Raw genomic sequence first — 17,321 nt, 5'->3', positions numbered from 1 at the left:
GGAAAGCTCCGCGCCTTCATTGATGCCCTTATTGGTCACCTTGATACGGTCACGCCAACGTCCTCGCGCGACTATGCGCTGTCTTCCGCCAGGCGAGCGCCAAGGCATCGATAGCGGCAATTGACCCAATGAACAAAATGATGGCCTGAACGTCGCTTAGCGTGCAGCGGACCTTCGAATGTCCCGCTACTTCGCCGGTCGACTGACCGCAACTGGCTTGGCCGCGGCACGTGCATCGAAGCGCATTCTTCCCCCGGCGTAGGTTTTTCTGAGGGAAAAATATCCGGCGTAGGCTTCCTTGGCAACGCCGAGGAAGCCTACGCCTACATTGCAAGTTCAGACAGACGGAGACACGCGTCGCTGTGCCGGCCGAGACCCTCACCACTGATATTTTTCATTTTATTTTCAATCAGTTGCAGACAGTCTTGGCTCTCTTTGGCAGAGAGTGGATAGACCTCAAATCGTCACTATTCGTTTTCGTCGAAATAGTGACCGAACTTCACCTGCTTGGTGCGGATATAGCGCTCGTTTTCCTCGCGCATTGGAATGGCCAGCGCGACCCGCTCGCACACCGGAATGCCGTGCTTGGACAGCGTGTCGAACTTCTCCGGATTGTTGCTCATCAGACGCACCGAGGTGACCTTCAGCGTGCGCAGAATGCCGGCGGCCGAATCGTATTCGCGTGAGTCGTCCGGCAAGCCGAGATCGAGATTGGCCTCCACGGTGTCGCGCCCTTGCTCCTGCAGCGCATACGCGCGAATCTTGTTCGACAGCCCGATGCCGCGCCCTTCGTGGCCGCGCAGATACAGCAGCACGCCGCAGCCTTCCGCCGCGATGTAGCGCAGCGCGAGGTCGAGTTGCTCGCCGCAGTCGCAGCGGTAGGAGCCGAGCACGTCGCCGGTGAGGCATTCGGAATGCAGGCGCGTCAACACGGACGACTGGTTGGCGACGTCGCCCATCACGAGCGCGAGATGTTCGGCGCCGCTTTCGCATACGCGGAACACGTAGGAAGTGAACGTGCCGTAGCGCGTGGGAAGCGTGGCGGTGGCGTCGAGAATGACGCATTCGCCGTTGGTTGCGCCGTCTACTGCGGGCGACGGATCGTGAGACGTGAGCATGGCGTTAGACAATGGTGCTGACATGAACCCGATCAAACCGGGAATAAGGTACGGACTGGGAGTTTACCGCTAATCGGCGTCCCGCACCCGTATGCCCTTGCATGCAGCACGGAACCGCCGGCGCGGCGCTACCCGAGTTAAACGTCCGGCGCGCCACAGGTATTCCCGAAGTACCCCGGTGCCGCGTCACGCCTATACTGGAATGGCCTGTCCCTCACGACAGCGCGCCGCGCCGGCGTGCTGCACTGCGAAACGGAGCCGCTCCATGACAAGCGTTGCACAGCTTCTTAAAACGAAACCGAACAACACCACCGTTTTTACTGTCGGGGCCGACGATTCAGTCTATGAGGCAATCAAGCTGATGGCCGAAAAAGGCATCGGCGCGCTGGTCGTGACAGACGGCGACAGCATCGCCGGTATCGTCACGGAGCGCGACTACGCGCGCAAGGTCGTGCTGATGGACCGTTCGTCGAAGGCCACGCCGGTGCGCGACATCATGAGCAAGGCGGTGCGCTTCGTGCGTCCCGATCAGACCACCGACGACTGCATGGCCCTCATGACGGAGCGGCGCATGCGCCACTTGCCGGTGATCGAGAATGACCGGCTGGTCGGCATGGTATCGATCGGCGACCTGGTGAAGAACATCATCGCCGAACAGCAGTTCACCATTCAGCAACTCGAGTTCTATATTCACGGCGAGCGGCCCTGACGCAGAGCCCACGTCGCGGCACCGGACGCGCGAAAAAAGCCCAATCGGTCAATCGGTTGGGCGAAGCTACCTTGCGGCAGCGGAGGTTTCCTGACTGGTGGGCAACTTGCGCGCGGCACGGCGCGCTTGTGGCGCTCGCAGCGCTGCTGGCGCGTGGCGCGCTCAACCCATTCACCGTTTTTGCAACCGCGCGCGTCATGACGGGACGCGCACGTTGTTCTCAACTTCAGACCGCTTGCTGCGGTTTCCATTTCGATTTCCAGGCGGCGCAACGCTCCTTCCTGGAAGCACGGTTCGACTGATCCGCGCGGCTCCGTGTCGTTCGGCGCCCGACCGGGCAAGCCGGCCACTGAGCGCCGAATCCGCTTGCCCGGCTACCTCAGCTAATCTTAATTACCGAAGTAGACCGACTTCGGGCCCGACATCGGCTGAACCACGCCGCCGGCTTGCGACGAACCACTCGTCGCGCCACCGTAACCGCTGGTATCGGCGACCGGCTCCTGCGTCTGCGCGACGGCCGGGTTTTGCGCCTGGACGCGCTGTTCAGCGGCCTGGATATCCGACGGATAAGTCGGATCGTTCGACGCGGCCGGGTTATAGCCCGCCTGTTCAACCCGGATCAGATCGGCGCGAACATCCGCGCGGGTTACGGGCTGCTGGCTCGACTGAGCGAACGAAGCGATCGGAGCGGCGAGAACGGCTGCAATGGCAACTGCCTTGATGAGCGATTTCATGATGATTTACCTCCAGACCTGGTTTTATTTGCGACGCTTGCCACACCATGTGAGAAGCGAGTGAATTCAGTCTAGTCATCAGATCGCCAAGGGAAAACCCTTGATTAAGAGATAGATAATTGTTGAAATCGCAAGAATGGTCCGAAAATTACCGCAAGCTCGTATTCAAATAGCATCTTTGGCGTAATAATTGTCGGGAACGTAACCCTTTGTGTCTGACGTTTCAAAAATACGTCTGATCTGAGCGTGTTCTACCGTCATACACGGGATTGCCGGGCAAATTTACGCACGCTTAGGCGCACCGGACTGGGGCGTTACCAGGAGTTTGCGCGGCCCGCTGACAAAGGCGCTGCCGGGTTCGAAGAACCTGAGCGGTTGATGCATTTCGCGCGACAAGCCAATGCGAGTCGTCACGCCGACCGGCACCTCGCCCCGCTCGATGACCCCGATCCACAAGCCCTGCCCCGAGCACAGATCCCAGCCGTCGAACGACGGTCCGACACCGAACGCCATCGTGAGTCGGCCAGGCCCGCGCGCGAGGTCGCGCAACGGCACGCCGGGGCGCCGCGCTTCGATCAACGGCAGGCCTTCGAGCGGCTCGATCGCGCGCAACAGAATGCCGGCGCCGACTTCCTCGGCTTCGGCGGACATATTGAGCATGTACGACAGCCCATAGGTCAACCGCACATACGCGTGACCCGGCGCGAGAAACATCGAACCGTTATGCGGCCGACGGCCCATGAATGCATGACTGGTCGAATCGCCGAGCGGATACGCCTCGGTCTCGACGATGCGTCCGCTCATGCGGCCTTCGGACTGATCGTGCACAAGGTATTTGCCGATCATGAAGCGCGCGAGTTCGACGGTATCGACCGGCAAATCGTCACGAAGCAATGGCAGGATCGGAAGTTGATGTTTCCGCATGCGTCAGGCCTCATGGTGTGGGGCTTAAGAGAAAATGCGAACGGCATGAAAGGGCGTGCAATCAGGCCGCCGCGCGAGCCGTCAACAGGGCGATGCACGCATCGGTTCCAGCGATTGAGCGCCATCGGCCAGTTTTCATCGGCCCATTCGTTGTACCAAAACCTCACTTCTGTGCTGCGCCGCCATCACCATGGCACTAATTGGAGTATCGTGTGTTTCCGGCCTGCAGCACAGCCTTTGCCGGCTCGCGTGTGTTTCGGCCCGCCCGAATCAGCATACAGATTGAAAGCATTCGCACGATCCGCAGCACCGTTCCATTCAGTTTTGATCCCGATGTACCTGCTGGTGTAGCGCACTGCCTCATTCGGGGGCGGTTGTACCCATGACAATAGGAGAGAGTTGAATGAAAGCATTCCCGGCAATCAAGATGATCGGCGGCGCGCTGATCGTTCTCGCGTCCTTGAACGCATATGCACAGAGCAGCGATGCAGCCCCGGCCGCGGCAGCGCCGACGGCCAAGCAGACCAAGGCAACAGACCGCGCTTTGGGACGCAAGGTCCGCTCGGCCCTGTCGAAGACGAAAGGCCTGAGCGTGGCGAACATCACCGTGCGCGCACGTGGCGGCGCAGTGACGCTGGCCGGCTCCGTGCCCGAACAACCGCAAGTCGATCTGGCCACCCAGGCTGCACAAGGCGTGGCAGGCGTGACGTCGGTCAAGAACGCGCTGACGATTCGTCCGGTCGGCCAGTAATCGAGTGACCCTGCTGTAGCAATATAGCCGGACGCCAATGCCTTCTCGCAGGGCATTGGCGTTACCGGAGCGGTGTCGAGCAGTTTCGCCGGGTGCCGCGCGCCCGTAGTATGCTCGGCACACTGAGATTCGCCCTGCATCCGCGTTTAGCCAGCGGACCTCAATGCATACCGGTCGCCATCGCCGCCGCGCATTAAGCACGCGCCAGCCACGCCCGCCACGCGTTATCCGCGCAATTCTGCGTGACCCGATCCCTTTCTCCAGCAGTCGCCGTTTGCGCTACAGCATGCAGGACGCACGCCGTCGTCACGTGTCCCTGAGAATCGACATAGCCCCGTACACGAACAACTATCCTTTATAATTTAAAGCGTTAGAGCGTGTTGTTGACAAGATTCATGAACATGCACGCTCGCTCCGAACCAGGGCGGAAGCCATTCGCGTCCCGCCGTGCCATTCACGACAAGCATTAAAAAGGAAGCCCGAATGACCACGCCCGCGATCGTTCTGCCCCGCTGGACCATTGCCGCGCCGTTCGTTGCGTGGATCGTGCTCGGTATCGCGTACGCCATGCCGGACAGTGGGCTGCTGCTCGTGCTGGTCGGTGTGGCGCTGTGCGCGGCGGTCTTCACTGCCGTGCATCATGCGGAAGTGGTTGCGCATCGCGTCGGTGAACCGTTCGGCACGCTAGTGCTGGCGGTGGCCGTCACCGTGATCGAGGTGGCGCTGATCGTCTCGGTCATGCTCACATCCGGTCCGGAAAAAGCCGGCCTCGCGCGCGACACCGTTTTCGCCGCGGTGATGATCGTCTGCAACGGCATTGTCGGCATTTGCCTGCTGGTGGGCGGCATTCGCCATCGCGAGCAGGATTTTCAGAGCCGCGGCGCCGCTGCGGCGCTGGCCGTGCTCGCGTCGCTCTCCGTACTGACGCTGGTCATGCCGAACTACACGACCATCAGTCTCGGCCCGCTTCTCTCGTCTTCACAACTGGCGTTTGCCGGGGTCTCGTCGCTGGTGCTGTACGGCGTGTTCGTGTTCGTGCAAACCGTTCGCCATCGCGATTACTTCCTGGCTGGCACGCCGGATGAGGACGTTCACGCCGCACCGCCTAGCGCCGGCCAGGCGCTTGCGGCGGGCGGTTTGCTGCTGGTGTGCCTCGTCGCGGTGGTGTTGCTTGCGAAGGTGCTCTCGCCGGTGGTCGAAACCGCGGTCAAGAATGCGGGCGCGCCGCCGGCGGTGGTCGGCATTATCATTGCCGCGCTCGTGCTGTTGCCTGAAGGGCTGGCCGCGGTGCGCGCGGCGCGCGCCGACCGTTTGCAAAACAGCCTGAATCTCGCGCTCGGCTCGGCGCTGGCCAGTATCGGGCTGACCATTCCGACCGTCGCCGGGGTGTTTTTGTATACGCGTCAGCCGCTGGTGTTGGGCATCGACGGCAAAGAAACCGTGCTGCTCGTCCTCACGCTGATCGTCGGCACGCTCACGCTCAGCTCGGGCCGCACGACGATTCTTCAAGGCGCCGTGCATCTGTCGCTGTTCGCGGCGTATCTGTTTCTGTCGTTCGCGCCTTGAGCCTGAAGGCCGATCCTTTAAAGAAAGGCGTCGGGCCGGCGGCCCCGCGGCGCCCCAACGGCGCGCCTACTCTTCCCAATGCGCCGCGATCCAGTCGCGGAACAGATTCAGCTTCTGCTGATGCGCGACCGAGTCCGGATAAACGAAGTAATAGCGCCACCCCGTCTTGAGCACCGTATCGAACGGCCGCACGAGACGCTTGGCCGCCACGTCCTCGTCGATCAGCGCGAGGTCGCTGATCGCGACGCCGAAGCCCTGTAGCGCGGCGTTGGTCGCCATGTCGAGCGTATCGAAACTCGGGCCGTGCTCGGCGTCGATCGCCACGGCGTTCGCGGCATCGATCTCGGTTACTTTGGCGAGCCACATCTTCCAGTCGCGATGATCGCGCGTGGGGTGCAGCAGCGTATGACGCGCGAGGTCGGCCACTTCGGCAAGCGGCTTGTCCTTCAAAAGATCGGGCGCGCACACGGGCGTCAGACGCTCCTCGAACAACGACACCGCCTGCACGCCCGCCCCCGGCGACGAGCCGTAAATGATCGCCGCGTCGAACGGTTCGAGCTGGAAATCGACGTCGTGCTGCCACGTGGTCGTGATCTGCACGTGCAGTTCGGGATACTCGGCCTGAAAGCGCATGATCTTCGGCAACATCCAGCGCATCACACAGGTCGGCACTTTCAACGCGAGATCGGTGCGCTGCCGTGTGAGGCGCAGCGAAATTTCCTCGATGCGCGCGAAGCTCTCCTTCACGGCCGGCAACAACAATTCCCCTTCGGCGGTGAGCGTCAGGCCTTTCGCATGGCGCTTGAAGAGCGGAAACTTGTAGTAATCCTCGAGCGCGATGATTTGCCGGCTGACCGCGCCCTGCGTCAGGCATAAATGATCGGCGGCACGCGTGAAACTGCGATGCCGCGCCACGGTTTCGAAAATCTGCAGAGCGTTGAGCGGCGGTAGGCGTCGCATCGTGAGTGTCCAGTACGATCAGGAAAAGTCATTGCGTGAGCGTGGCGGGGCGGCTCGTCGCAGGCCGCCGGAACGCCGCTCCCGGGCCTACAGGATACGCGATCACAGCTTTCCGCACGACAAGCGTGCAACGTGGCCTCATGCATTCGGCTCATGCCGCCGCCAAACCTTGTGGCGCGGCAAGCCGCCATGCACCGGCACAGGGCAAAGCGTGTCCACGATCGCACCAGAACCGAGCTTTCCTCATACCTCCACAAGGGCGGAAAGCGTCGGCGAAACATGGACGTTAACCCGCATGCGCTACTGCCTCGGCGCTCCCGCCGTCTGACGGGCCTGCGCCGCCGCAATCGCGCGACGGCCGCCGCATGAGCTTATGTCATGCCGTCCATGCGCAGATTTCGTTTGTTGAGGGATTTTGGCAAATCTAGAGTGCTTCAACACGCAGCGCAGGCAGACAACGCCGATTAGCGAGGCGACGGCGGCAATCACAGTGACATATCCGGCAACAAGGCGTTCAACACAGGAGACCGCCATGCAAGAGATCAAACGGGGTAGAAGGCAGGCCATCAAGACACTCGGCGCCGCACTCGCGGCATCCACCTTGCCGATGCCGTTCATCAATCTGCGCGCGCAGGAGCACAACTTCAGCGGCAAGACGCTGCGCCTCTTGACCTGGTCGGACGACACCGGCGCGGCCGCGCTGCGCAATATCGCCGCCACCTTCACCGCGAAAACCGGCGCCAAGGTCATCGCCGACCGCGCCGACGGCACCTCCGGCATGGTCGCGAAGGTCAAGGCCGCGGGCGATCGCCCGACCTACGACGTCATCACCCTCGCCGGCGTCGGCGCCTCCGGTCTCGGCGACGCGGGTCTGCTGATGAAGCCCGATCTGGACAAACTGCCGAACCTGAAAGACGTCGCGCCGCAGTACCGCACGGGCGCGAACGGCTTCGGCGTCGGCTATCTGCTGTGGTCGGACGGCCTGATCTACAACACGTCGACGGTCAAGACCGCGCCGGCATCGTACGAAGCCTTGTGGGATCCCAAATACGCCGGGCGCCTGTTCCTGCCGCCGCCCGAGTGGGCCGAAGCGGTCGACCTCGCGATCATCGCCGCGAAGATGAACGGCGGTTCGCAGCAGAACATCGAGCCGGGTTTCAAGAAACTGATGGAGCTGAAAGATCGCGTGATGACGCTCGGCGAGAACCCGAATCAGGTGGCCGATCTGTTCCGCACCGGCTCGCTGGATATCGGCGGCATCTATTCGCCGGCGTTCTTCCCCGCCCAGATCCGCAAGCCCGAGTACAAGATGGGCGTGACCTACGGCATGAAAGAAGGCTTCGCCACGCAACTGATGTTCACCGTGATCCCCAAATCGCATCCGGGCGACAGCGATCTGATCCACGCCTTCATCAACCATTCGCTCGACGCCGGCGTGCAAGGCCGCATGGCCGCCGACGTGCTGAACGGCCCGGTAAATTCGAAAGCGGTGATTCCCGCCGAGAGCCGCGCGTTCGTGCCGAGCCCGCAGCAGATCGCCGAGAAAGCCGTGCTGCATGACGACAAGGCGCTCGCCGTGGTGCAGCCGGCGTGGATCAAGCGTTACACCGAAATCTTCGCGGCATGACGACGATGCTCGCGCGCTTCTCGCGGCGTGTTTCTTCGTCCGGGCCGGCATCGGACGCGGCGTCGGGTGCGTCCGGTCTCGGACCGGACACGCCTGCCGCCACCGCGATGGCAAAGGCGCGGCCGTGGCTGCTGCTCGCGCCGATCCTGCTGTTTCTCGCCATCCTCGGCGCGGCCGCGCTGGTCGTGCTGCGCATGAGCTTCGGCACGCAGGGCAACGAGTGGCACGGCTTCACGCTGCAAAACTACGCGGACCTGCTCGACGGCTACTTCCTGAAGTCGTTGTGGCTCACCTTGAAGCTCGCGTTCCAGAGCATGATCTGCGCGGTGCTGCTGGCGATTCCGGTCGCGCTGGCGATGGCACGCACGAAGTCGCGGCTCGCGCGGCGGCTTCTCCTCGCCGGCGTGCTGCTGCCGCTGCTCGTCAATCTGCTGCTGCAAGGCTATGGCTGGCTGATCATTCTCGGGCCGGCCGGTCTGCTCAATCACGCGCTGCTCGGCAGCGGCCTCGTGCAACGTCCGTTGATGTGGCTGTATCGCGAAAACGGCGTGTTGCTCGGGCTGATCCAGACGGCGTTTCCGCTCGCCGTGCTGCCGCTTTCGAGCGCGATGCGCGCGGTTTCGAGTTCCTACGAAGAAGCCGCCGCCACGCTCGGCGCGACACGCTGGCAAACGCTGCGTCACGTGCTGTTGCCTTTGGCGATGCCCGGCCTCGTATCCGGCGCGCTGCTCGTGTTCGCCTACAACGCGAGCGCTTTCGCCGTGCCGCTGCTGCTCGGCGGACGCCGCGTGCCGATGCTCGCCGTGCTGGTCCACGATCAGGTCGCGCCTTTGCTGAACTGGCCGGCGGCTTCCGCGTCGGGTGTCGTTTTGATGATCGCCACGTTGACGGTGATGGCGCTGTCGCAGCGCCTCGTGCGCCGCACGCAAAAACTCGCCGAGGAGCCGCACGCATGAGCACGCCCGTCCAAACCGCTCCCTCGCGCATGCCGGGCTCGCCGCGCTTACCACGCCTCGCGACCGTCATGCCCGGCCAGCTCGGCAAGGCCACCGCCCTGCTCGCGGCGCTCGTGCTGTTCCTCGCCGCGCTGCCGATCCTCACGATGATCACCATGTCGTTCAGCGCGGCCGACACGCTTGAATTCCCGCCGCACGCCTATGGCCTGCACTGGTATTGCGCCGCGTGGCACAGCTTCGTGTCGCCGGACGCGAGCGACACGCTCTCGATGGGCGACGCATTGCGCACGAGCCTGGTCGTCGCGCTGTCGACCATGGTGATCGCCACGCTCGTCTCGGTGCCCGCCGCCTACGCGTTGAGCCGCTACCGCTTTCGCGGCAAGCCCGCGGTCGAACAACTGGTCGCGTTGCCGCTCGTCTATCCGCTCGTGATGCTCGGCCTGTCGCTGCTGCTGGTGTTCAACGTGCTGCCGGTCGAACTCGGCGTGTTCCGCCTGATCATCGCGCACGTGATTCTGGCGCTGCCGTTCACCGTGAAGAATTGCGCGGCGTCGGTCGCGTCGATCGGCCCGGAATTCGAAGAGGCCGCGTGTGTAATGGGCGCGAGCCCGAGCCGCGCGCTCGTCGACGTGATCCTGCCGCTGATGCGCCCCGGCATTCTCGCCGGCATGCTGTTCGCGTTCATCATCTCGTTCAACGAATTCACGGTCACGTTCTTCCTCTACGGCATCGATACGATGACGCTGCCGGTGTGGCTCTACAGCCGCACGGTGTCGTCGCTCGATCCGACCGTGTTCTGTTTCGCCGTGTTCATCGTCGCGATCGACTTCGCGCTGATCTGGCTGCTCGAAAAGCTGATCGGCGACGAAGGCGTCGCGTTGTGAACAGACGCGCTTATGGCGCTTGATTGCTGGAGCATCCGATGACCCATTTAACGTTGCAGGCCGTGACCCGGCGTTTCGGCGCGGCGCATGCCGTGGACAACGTCGATCTGAGCGTGCCCGACGGCAAGCTGGTGTGCTTCCTCGGCCCGTCCGGCTGCGGCAAGACCACGCTGCTGCGCATGATCGCCGGGCTGGAAACGCCGACCTCGGGCAGCATCCATTTCGCCGGGCGCGACATCACGCGCCTGCCCGCGAACCAGCGCGACTTCGGCATGGTGTTTCAGTCGCTCGCGCTGTTTCCGCACATGACAGTCGCGCAGAACATCGCGTATCCGCTGAAGCTGCGCAAGACCGCGAAGGACCAGCAGACGCGCCGCGTGACCGAGTTGCTGGAACTGATCCAGTTGCCGCACATGGCGAACCGGCCGGTCACGCAACTCTCCGGCGGCCAGCGCCAGCGCGTGGCGATTGCGCGCGCGATCGCCTCGCAACCGAAACTGCTGCTGCTCGACGAACCGCTCTCCGCGCTCGACGCCAAGCTGCGCGAAGCCATGCAAGTGGAAATCCGCCTGCTGCAGCAGCGCCTCGGCATCACCACGATCATGGTCACGCACGATCAGCGCGAAGCGATGACGATGGCCGACGAAATCGTCGTGATGGAGAAAGGCCGCATCGCGCAGGTCGGCAAGCCGCTCGATATCTATCGCGATCCGGTCAGCGAGTTCGTCGCCGACTTTATCGGCCTTGGCAATATCCTGCCGGTCACCTACGACGGCGCGGGCAGCGTGAGCCTGCCGGGCGGCCGGCGCATCAGCGTCGTGCAACCGGCGCGCGTGCCGGAGTCGAGCAGCGATATCCGCCTGCTGATCCGACCGGAAGACGTGTGCGTGAAAGCGGCGTCCGACGCCGCGGGCCCGAACCGGCTGCTAGGCACCGTGACGTTTATCCGCGACGTGGGCGCGTCGCTCGAAGCGACCATCGATTGCGCCGGCTTCACCTTGACGGCCGCCACCACGCCGCGCGAAACGCCAGGGCTCGCGCTCGGCATGCCGGTGCTCGCGGAATTGCCACCGCACGCGTGCAAACTGATCGCCGCGCGCGCCGCGCATTGAGTCGCACGTCACTAGAACCCATTCCAATACCGACATTTTTCGACAGAGGACAGACCATGAACCACCGCTGCGCTATCCCAACCCGCACCCGCCGCGTGTTCGCCACGCTCGCCGCGACGCTGGCCTTCACCGCTCTCGGCGCGCTGTGCGCGTTGCCGTCTGCCGCGCATGCGGACGCGCTCGACAACATCGCCAAATCGGGCACGGTGCGCATCGGCGTGTTCGAGGACTATCCGCCGTTCGGCTCGATCGGCCCGGACATGAAGCCGATGGGCTACGACATCGACGTCGCCAACCTGATCGGCAAGGCGCTCAACGCCAAGGTCGAACTCGTGCAGGTGACGGGCGACAACCGCATGGCCTATCTCGCCGACCACAAGGCGGACATGCTGCTGTCGGTCGGCCAGACGCCGGAACGCGAAAAAGTGATCGACTTCTCGCAGCCGTACGCGCCGTACTACCTCGCCGTGTTCGGCCCGAAAGCCCTGCCCGTGAAGAACGCCGCCGATCTCGCCGGCAAGTCGATTTCCGTCGCGCGCGGCACGCTGGAAGACCTGAGCGTGACCAAGATCGCACCGCCCACGGCGAACATCAAAAGATTCGACGATCCTAACGGCGCAATTTCGGCGTTTCTTTCTGGTCAGGTACAGTTGATGGTAGTCGGCAACGACGTCGGCGCCACGATTCTCGCGCGTCATCCCGCTAACGATCCCGAGCAGAAATTCTCGCTGTTCAGCTCGCCGGATCACGTCGGTTTGAACAAGAACGAGCCGCGTCTGAAGCAGAAGGTCGACGAAACGATTGCCAAGGCCCGCAAGGACGGCACCATGAACGCGATTTCGCAGAAGTGGCTGCGTGCGCCGTTGCCGGCCGACCTCTGAACCTTTTTTTGCGCGGCCCACGAAGCGTGGTCCGCGCCGGAGTTTGACCTCACGATGAGCGCCACGCCATGACCTATGCGTTCGACTTCAGCGGCTTCGGCCTCTATGCGGGGATGCTCGCGCGCGGCGTCGCCGTGACCTTGGGGCTGACGGCCGTCTCGACCGTGCTCGGCGGGATCGTCGGCATTGCGGGTGCGAGCGTGGCGGTGGCCGGGCCGAAATGGGCGCGCTGGGTGGTGGCGAGTTACGTGGAGTTGATCCGCAACACGCCGTTTATCGTGCAGTTGTTCTTCGTGTTCTTCGGCTTGCCGAGCCTCGGCATTCATATCGATGAAGTGCAGGCCGCGATTCTCGCCATGACGGTCAATCTCGGCGCTTACGCCATCGAGATCGTGCGCGCCGGCATCGACTCGATTTCGCGCGGCCAGGTGCAGGCGGCGCAGGCGCTCGGTCTGCACGGGCGGCAAGTGTTTCGCTTCATCGTGCTGCCGCAGGCCATCGCCAATGTGTTTCCCGCGCTGCTGAGCCAGGTGCTGATCGTGATGCTCGGCTCGGCGGTCGTCTCGCAGATCTCCGTGCCCGATCTCACGTATGCGGCCAACTTCATCCAGTCGCGCAACTTCCGTTCGTTCGAGAGCTACCTGATCATCACCGCGACGTATCTGGTGCTGTCGATCGTGTTGCGGCAAATCCTCAACCGGCTCGGCCGCGGTCTGTTCGCGGGCCGTGTGGCGCGCGGCAACGAGAGCGCGCCGCGTAACTGGCGCAACCGCCTGATGTGGCGCGGCGCCCGCACCCTGCCCACGGAGCGTTGATCATGGTCGAATTCACGCTGTGGGACATTGCCCGCAATCTGTTGCTCGCCGCGCGCTGGACGGTGCTGCTCTCGCTGATCGCGTTTGTCGGCGGCGGTATTGTCGGGCTGATTCTGCTCGCGATGCGCGTGTCGCCGATCGCCTGGCTGCGGCGTATCGTCGTCGTGTATGTGGAAGTGTTTCAGGGCACGCCGCTACTGATGCAACTCTTCCTGGCGTTCTTCGGCTTGCCGCTGCTCGGTGTCGATGTATCGCCGTGGGTCGCCGCCACCGTCACGTTGACGCTTTACACGAGTGCGTATCTGGTCGATATCTGGCGTGGCTGCGTGGAAGCCGTGCCGCGCGGCCAGTGGGCCGCTGGCGCGAGTCTCGGCATGACGTTCGGTCAGCAGTTGCGTTACATCGTGTGGCCGCAGGCGCGCAAAATCGCGGTGGCGCCGACGGTCGGTTTTCTCGTGCAGGTGGTGAAAAGCACGGCGCTCGCGTCGATCATCGGCTTTACCGAATTGACCAAGACCGGCACCATGATCACTAACGCCGCGTTCCGCCCGTTTCCGATCTACGGCATGGTCGCGATGATTTACTTCGCGATGTGCTTCCCGCTGACGTGGTATGCGCGGGTGCTGGAGAAGCGGCAGAAGGTGGGGCAACATCGTTGATGCCTGGCTCCAGCGCATGAACGAAAAAACGGCAACCGCTTCATACGGTTGCCGTTTTTTATTGCCAGCCTCGCAGAACTAGCGGGCCGCGTGCGTCGACTTGCGCAACTTCGCCACGTCGTCCGCCGTCACCGCGGGCGCGCCGTTGTTCCACCCGGCGCGCACGAAAGTGAGCACATCGGCGATCTGCTGGTCGTTGAGCACCGGCGCGTACTTCGGCATCGGATACGGCGCGGGAATGCCGCCGATCACCAGGTCCTCGGTGCCGTTCAGCGTCACGTTGATCAGCGACGACGGATCCTTCTCCAGCACGTTCGGATTGCCGGACAAGGGCGCGAGCATCGGCGCGAAGCCGCGTCCATCGACACCGTGGCAGTGCATGCAATACGCCGTATAGACGCGCGCGCCGGCATCGTTCGCGGGACGGTTCAGCGACACCTTGGTCGCCTGCGGATCGTACTTGTAAGGCGGCGCACCGCTGCCGCCGGCCGGCGGCAGCGACTTCAGATACGTCGACATGGCCGCTATATCTGTATCGTTCATGTTCTGCGTGCTGTTGTTGATCACGCTGGTCATCGAACCGAACGCCGAGGCATGGCGATTCGCGCCGGTCTTCAGAAACGCCTGCAAGTCCTGATCGTTCCAGCGGCCCAGACCGACGTTGTGCTCGCCGGTGAGGTTCGCCGCGAACCAGCCGTCGAGCACGCCACCCGTCAGGAACGCGCTGCCGCTTTCATCGAGCGCCTTTTCCTGGAACGCGATGCCACGCGGCGTGTGGCACGACCCGCAGTGCCCGAGCCCCTGAATCAGATACGCGCCGCGATTCCACGCCACGTCCTTGCCCGGCTTGTCCTGATAGACGCCCTTCTCCAGAAACACCATGTTCCAGAACTTCAGCGGCCAGCGCATGTTCAACGGCCACTTGATGTCCGGCTCGCGATTCGCCTGCTGCACCGGCGCCACGCCGCTCATGAAATACGCGTACAGCGCTTTCATGTCGTCGTCGTTGACCTTGGCGTAAGACGGATACGGCATCGCCGGATAGAGGTTGTGGCCGTCTTTTGCGACGCCTTCACGCATCGCCCGCGCAAAGTCCTCTTCGGTGTAGCCGCCGATGCCGGTCTGCGGGTCGGGCGTGATGTTGGTGGTGTAGATCTGGCCCATCGGCGTGGTCATCGGCAGGCCGCCCGCGAACGGCTTGCCCTTGGGCGCCGTATGACAGGCGACGCAATCGCCGACCTTTGCCAGATAAGCGCCGCGTTGCACCAACGCCGAATCTGCCGCCTGCGCCGGAATCTGCGCGAACAACGGCAGCGTCACGCACAACGCCGCGCCGAAACCCTTCAGAGTGTTTTTCATGTCGGGCTCCGGTCAGACGGTTTGCAGTTGGCTGCCGACCGGCAATTGCCGCAGCCGCTTGCCGGTGGCCGCGAAAATCGCGTTGGTCAGCGCGGGCGCGAGCGCCGCGGTGCCGGGTTCGCCAATGCCGCCGGGCGCCTCGCTGCTCTTCACGATATGCACCTCGATAGGCGGTGTCTGATCGATCCGCAGCATCCGGTAGTCGGTGAAATTGTTCTGCTCGACGCGGCCGTCCTTGATCGTGATCTCGCTATAAAGCGCCGCCGTGATGCCGAAGATGATGCCGCCCTGCACCTGCGCTTCGATCGTGTTCGGATTGACCACCATGCCGCAATCGACCGCGCACACCACGTGCTTGACCGCCACCTCGCCCTGCTCGACCGCGACGTCGACGACGATCGCAAAGAAGCTGCCGAACGCATGCATGACCGACACGCCGCGCCCTTGCCCCTTCGGCACGGCGCTGCCCCAGTTCGCCGCCTGCGTGGCGACGTTCAGCACGTTCAGCGCGCGCGGTGTCTTGCCGAGCAGATCCTGACGATATTTGACCGGATCGACCTTGGCCTGCGCCGCGAGTTCGTCGATGAAACTCTCCACCACGAAGGTGCCGCGCGTCGGTCCCACGCCGCGCCAGAATGCGGTGGGCACCGCGTGCGGTTCCTGGCGGACGTAGTCGATCAACTGGTTGGGCAAGTCGTATGGCAAGTCCGACGCGACCTCGACCGCGTCCGGATCGATGCCGTTCTTGAACGCGGGCGGCGCGAATCGCGCTATCACCGACGAGCCGACAATCCGATGCTGCCATGCAATCGGTTTACCGTTCGCGTCGAGCCCGGCCGAAATCTTGTCGTAGTAATACGGGCGGTACATGTCGTGCTGAATGTCTTCTTCGCGCGTCCAGACCACTTTCACCGGCGTCGACAGTTGCTTCGCGACCTTCACGGCTTGCGTGACCATGTCGAACTCGAGCCGCCGGCCGAAGCCGCCGCCGATCAGATGGTTGTGCACGACGATCTTGTCGGCCGGCAAACCGGTGACGGCCGCGGCGGCATCCACCACGCGCGTCGGCACCTGCGAGCCGAGCCAGACATCGCAACCGTCGGGGCGCACGTGCACCGTGCAGTTGATCGGTTCCATGGTGGCGTGGGCGAGGAACGGCTGCTGATACACGGCATCGACGCGCGTCTTCGCATTGGAGAACGCATTGCCGACGTCGCCGTCCTTGCGCGCCACCGCGCCGTTGCGCTGCGAGGCATTGGCGAGATCGTCGACGATCTGCTTCATCGACAGGTTCGCGCCCGCCCCTTCGTTCCACTTGATGACGAGCGCCTGCACGCCGCGTTTGGCGGCCCACGTGTGGTCGCCGATCACCGCGACCGCGTTGTCGATCCTGATGACCTGGCGCACGCCGGGGATTTTTTTCGCGTTGGTGTCGTCGACGCTGGCGAGCGTGCCGCCGAACACCGGGCAGTTCGCAATCGCCGCGTAGACCATGTCGGGCACGCGCACGTCGAGCCCGAACATGGCGGTGCCGTCCACTTTCTCCGGCGAATCGAGGCGTTTGGCCGCCGTGCCGATCAGCTTGAAGTCTTTCGGGTCTTTCAGTTTGACGTTCTGCGGCGCGGGCAGACCGGCGGCAGCGGTCACCAGTTCGCCATAGCTGACACTGCGCTTGCTGGCCTCGTGAATCACTTGCCCGCCCTGCGCATGGCAGCTTGCCGGATCGACCTGCCATTGCTGCGCCGCCGCGCCGATCAGCATGGTGCGCGCGGTGGCGCCCGCTTTGCGCATCGGCTCCCACGCATAGCGGATCGAGGTCGAGCCGCCCGTGAGCTGGCCGCCGAGCAGCGGATCCATAAAGAGCTTTTCATTGGGCGGCGCGTGATCGATAGTGACCGCGTCGAGCGGCACTTCGAGTTCTTCGGCAATCAGCATCGGAATCGACGTGTAGACGCCCTGGCCCATCTCGACCTTCGGAATCACTAGCGTGACCTTGCCCGCGGTGTCGATCTGAATGAACGCGTTCGGCGCGAACACGCCGCTTTGCGGCGTTTCGACACCGTCGCCGCCGATCACCGACTTGCCCGCCTTCTGATCCTGGCTCGATGCCGGCATGCTGAAGCCGAGCAACAGACCGCCGCCCGCTGCCGCGCCCACCGTCACGCCGAGTTTCAGAAAGCTGCGGCGTGAAATGCCACCTGGAGCGCGCGCGCCGCCCTTCGACGCTTGCCCGCCGTTCTGTGAATCAAGCAATCCCTGGGACATG

At 63.6% G+C, this 17,321-nt stretch carries 17 protein-coding genes; 11 read left to right on the top strand and 6 right to left on the bottom strand.

Translation table 11 applies throughout. The annotated features are described in order from the left end of the window. Positions 1-467: 467 nt before the first annotated feature. Positions 468-1,118, bottom strand: a complete 651-nt coding sequence (ribA, locus tag PQR54_RS34160) for a GTP cyclohydrolase II (protein ID WP_012426850.1) — start codon at positions 1,116-1,118, stop codon at positions 468-470. Between the two features lie 265 nt (positions 1,119-1,383). Between ribA and PQR54_RS34155 the strand changes: the two genes are divergently transcribed. Further along, the gene (locus tag PQR54_RS34155; RefSeq protein ID WP_012426849.1) at positions 1,384-1,827 is read left to right on the top strand and encodes a CBS domain-containing protein; all 444 of its coding nucleotides are present in this window, start codon (positions 1,384-1,386) and stop codon (positions 1,825-1,827) included. Positions 1,828-1,955: 128 nt separating this feature from the next. After that, positions 1,956-2,129, top strand: a complete 174-nt coding sequence (locus tag PQR54_RS34150; protein WP_408253436.1) for a hypothetical protein — start codon at positions 1,956-1,958, stop codon at positions 2,127-2,129. Positions 2,130-2,216: 87 nt separating this feature from the next. Here the strand turns inward: PQR54_RS34150 and PQR54_RS34145 are convergent, their stop codons facing one another. Further along, on the bottom strand, positions 2,217-2,561 hold the full coding sequence (locus PQR54_RS34145) for a DUF4148 domain-containing protein (RefSeq protein ID WP_408253433.1): 345 nt from the start codon (positions 2,559-2,561) through the stop codon (positions 2,217-2,219). Positions 2,562-2,843: 282 nt separating this feature from the next. Further along, complete coding sequence (locus tag PQR54_RS34140; protein ID WP_408253430.1) at positions 2,844-3,485, bottom strand: DNA-3-methyladenine glycosylase; 642 nt, start codon at positions 3,483-3,485, stop codon at positions 2,844-2,846. 403 nt (positions 3,486-3,888) lie between these two features. Here PQR54_RS34140 and PQR54_RS34135 point away from each other — a divergent pair, with 403 nt between their 5' ends. Next, entirely contained in the window at positions 3,889-4,236 is a 348-nt protein-coding gene (locus PQR54_RS34135; RefSeq protein ID WP_408253427.1) for a BON domain-containing protein, read from the top strand. A gap of 483 nt (positions 4,237-4,719) precedes the next feature. Continuing rightward, the gene (locus PQR54_RS34130) at positions 4,720-5,802 is read left to right on the top strand and encodes a calcium:cation antiporter (protein WP_408253424.1); all 1,083 of its coding nucleotides are present in this window, start codon (positions 4,720-4,722) and stop codon (positions 5,800-5,802) included. Positions 5,803-5,868: 66 nt separating this feature from the next. Here the strand turns inward: PQR54_RS34130 and PQR54_RS34125 are convergent, their stop codons facing one another. Beyond that, positions 5,869-6,762: a LysR substrate-binding domain-containing protein gene (locus PQR54_RS34125; RefSeq protein WP_408253421.1), complete on the bottom strand. Its 894-nt coding sequence runs from the start codon at positions 6,760-6,762 to the stop codon at positions 5,869-5,871. A 532-nt stretch (positions 6,763-7,294) separates the two neighbouring features. On the opposite strand from PQR54_RS34125, the gene PQR54_RS34120 reads away from it, so the two are divergent. The 7 genes from PQR54_RS34120 (at position 7,295) to PQR54_RS34090 (ending at position 13,696) form a co-directional block, all read left to right on the top strand. After that, positions 7,295-8,389 (top strand): ABC transporter substrate-binding protein, encoded by a 1,095-nt coding sequence (locus PQR54_RS34120; protein WP_408253418.1) that lies wholly within the window; start codon positions 7,295-7,297, stop codon positions 8,387-8,389. Continuing rightward, complete coding sequence (locus tag PQR54_RS34115) at positions 8,386-9,345, top strand: ABC transporter permease (RefSeq protein WP_408253415.1); 960 nt, start codon at positions 8,386-8,388, stop codon at positions 9,343-9,345. The genes PQR54_RS34120 and PQR54_RS34115 overlap by 4 nt, the downstream gene beginning before the upstream one ends. Continuing rightward, entirely contained in the window at positions 9,342-10,229 is an 888-nt protein-coding gene (locus PQR54_RS34110; RefSeq protein WP_408253412.1) for an ABC transporter permease, read from the top strand. The genes PQR54_RS34115 and PQR54_RS34110 overlap by 4 nt, the downstream gene beginning before the upstream one ends. Before the next feature lie 38 nt (positions 10,230-10,267). After that, positions 10,268-11,341: an ABC transporter ATP-binding protein gene (locus PQR54_RS34105; protein ID WP_408253409.1), complete on the top strand. Its 1,074-nt coding sequence runs from the start codon at positions 10,268-10,270 to the stop codon at positions 11,339-11,341. A gap of 56 nt (positions 11,342-11,397) precedes the next feature. Next, positions 11,398-12,222 carry a transporter substrate-binding domain-containing protein gene (locus PQR54_RS34100; protein WP_408253406.1) on the top strand — a complete coding sequence of 275 codons (825 nt, stop codon included), beginning with the start codon at positions 11,398-11,400 and terminating at the stop codon, positions 12,220-12,222. 68 nt (positions 12,223-12,290) lie between these two features. Further along, a complete protein-coding gene (locus PQR54_RS34095; RefSeq protein WP_408253403.1) occupies positions 12,291-13,037 on the top strand; it encodes an amino acid ABC transporter permease in 747 nt (248 codons plus the stop codon). A gap of 2 nt (positions 13,038-13,039) precedes the next feature. After that, positions 13,040-13,696, top strand: coding sequence for an amino acid ABC transporter permease (locus PQR54_RS34090; RefSeq protein WP_310815525.1), 657 nt, complete (start codon positions 13,040-13,042; stop codon positions 13,694-13,696). Positions 13,697-13,774: 78 nt separating this feature from the next. On the opposite strand, the gene PQR54_RS34085 is transcribed toward PQR54_RS34090, so the two are convergent. After that, complete coding sequence (locus tag PQR54_RS34085) at positions 13,775-15,055, bottom strand: cytochrome c (protein ID WP_408253400.1); 1,281 nt, start codon at positions 15,053-15,055, stop codon at positions 13,775-13,777. A 12-nt stretch (positions 15,056-15,067) separates the two neighbouring features. After that, positions 15,068-17,320, bottom strand: coding sequence for a xanthine dehydrogenase family protein molybdopterin-binding subunit (locus tag PQR54_RS34080; RefSeq protein WP_408253398.1), 2,253 nt, complete (start codon positions 17,318-17,320; stop codon positions 15,068-15,070). Position 17,321 lies beyond the last annotated feature (1 nt).

The sequence above is a fragment of the Paraburkholderia phytofirmans genome, from assembly GCF_046028095.1.
In the GTDB taxonomy this organism is placed as follows: Bacteria; Pseudomonadota; Gammaproteobacteria; order Burkholderiales; family Burkholderiaceae; genus Paraburkholderia; species Paraburkholderia phytofirmans_A.
The sequence above is the reverse complement of the archived record's forward strand: the minus strand, read 5'-3'. Positions and strand labels throughout refer to the sequence as shown.

What these genes read in the sequence shown, in the direction of transcription:
- PQR54_RS34145 (WP_408253433.1), bottom strand. Translation starts at nt 2,561, where the DNA reads ATGAAATCGCTCATCAAGGCAGTTGCCATTGCAGCCGTTCTCGCCGCT.
- PQR54_RS34115 (WP_408253415.1), top strand. Translation starts at nt 8,386, where the DNA reads ATGACGACGATGCTCGCGCGCTTCTCGCGGCGTGTTTCTTCGTCCGGG.
- ribA (WP_012426850.1), bottom strand. Translation starts at nt 1,118, where the DNA reads ATGCTCACGTCTCACGATCCGTCGCCCGCAGTAGACGGCGCAACCAAC.
- PQR54_RS34095 (WP_408253403.1), top strand. Translation starts at nt 12,291, where the DNA reads ATGACCTATGCGTTCGACTTCAGCGGCTTCGGCCTCTATGCGGGGATG.
- PQR54_RS34135 (WP_408253427.1), top strand. Translation starts at nt 3,889, where the DNA reads ATGAAAGCATTCCCGGCAATCAAGATGATCGGCGGCGCGCTGATCGTT.
- PQR54_RS34120 (WP_408253418.1), top strand. Translation starts at nt 7,295, where the DNA reads ATGCAAGAGATCAAACGGGGTAGAAGGCAGGCCATCAAGACACTCGGC.
- PQR54_RS34155 (WP_012426849.1), top strand. Translation starts at nt 1,384, where the DNA reads ATGACAAGCGTTGCACAGCTTCTTAAAACGAAACCGAACAACACCACC.
- PQR54_RS34105 (WP_408253409.1), top strand. Translation starts at nt 10,268, where the DNA reads ATGACCCATTTAACGTTGCAGGCCGTGACCCGGCGTTTCGGCGCGGCG.
- PQR54_RS34090 (WP_310815525.1), top strand. Translation starts at nt 13,040, where the DNA reads ATGGTCGAATTCACGCTGTGGGACATTGCCCGCAATCTGTTGCTCGCC.
- PQR54_RS34085 (WP_408253400.1), bottom strand. Translation starts at nt 15,055, where the DNA reads ATGAAAAACACTCTGAAGGGTTTCGGCGCGGCGTTGTGCGTGACGCTG.
- PQR54_RS34130 (WP_408253424.1), top strand. Translation starts at nt 4,720, where the DNA reads ATGACCACGCCCGCGATCGTTCTGCCCCGCTGGACCATTGCCGCGCCG.
- PQR54_RS34125 (WP_408253421.1), bottom strand. Translation starts at nt 6,762, where the DNA reads ATGCGACGCCTACCGCCGCTCAACGCTCTGCAGATTTTCGAAACCGTG.
- PQR54_RS34140 (WP_408253430.1), bottom strand. Translation starts at nt 3,485, where the DNA reads ATGCGGAAACATCAACTTCCGATCCTGCCATTGCTTCGTGACGATTTG.
- PQR54_RS34080 (WP_408253398.1), bottom strand. Translation starts at nt 17,320, where the DNA reads ATGTCCCAGGGATTGCTTGATTCACAGAACGGCGGGCAAGCGTCGAAG.
- PQR54_RS34100 (WP_408253406.1), top strand. Translation starts at nt 11,398, where the DNA reads ATGAACCACCGCTGCGCTATCCCAACCCGCACCCGCCGCGTGTTCGCC.
- PQR54_RS34110 (WP_408253412.1), top strand. Translation starts at nt 9,342, where the DNA reads ATGAGCACGCCCGTCCAAACCGCTCCCTCGCGCATGCCGGGCTCGCCG.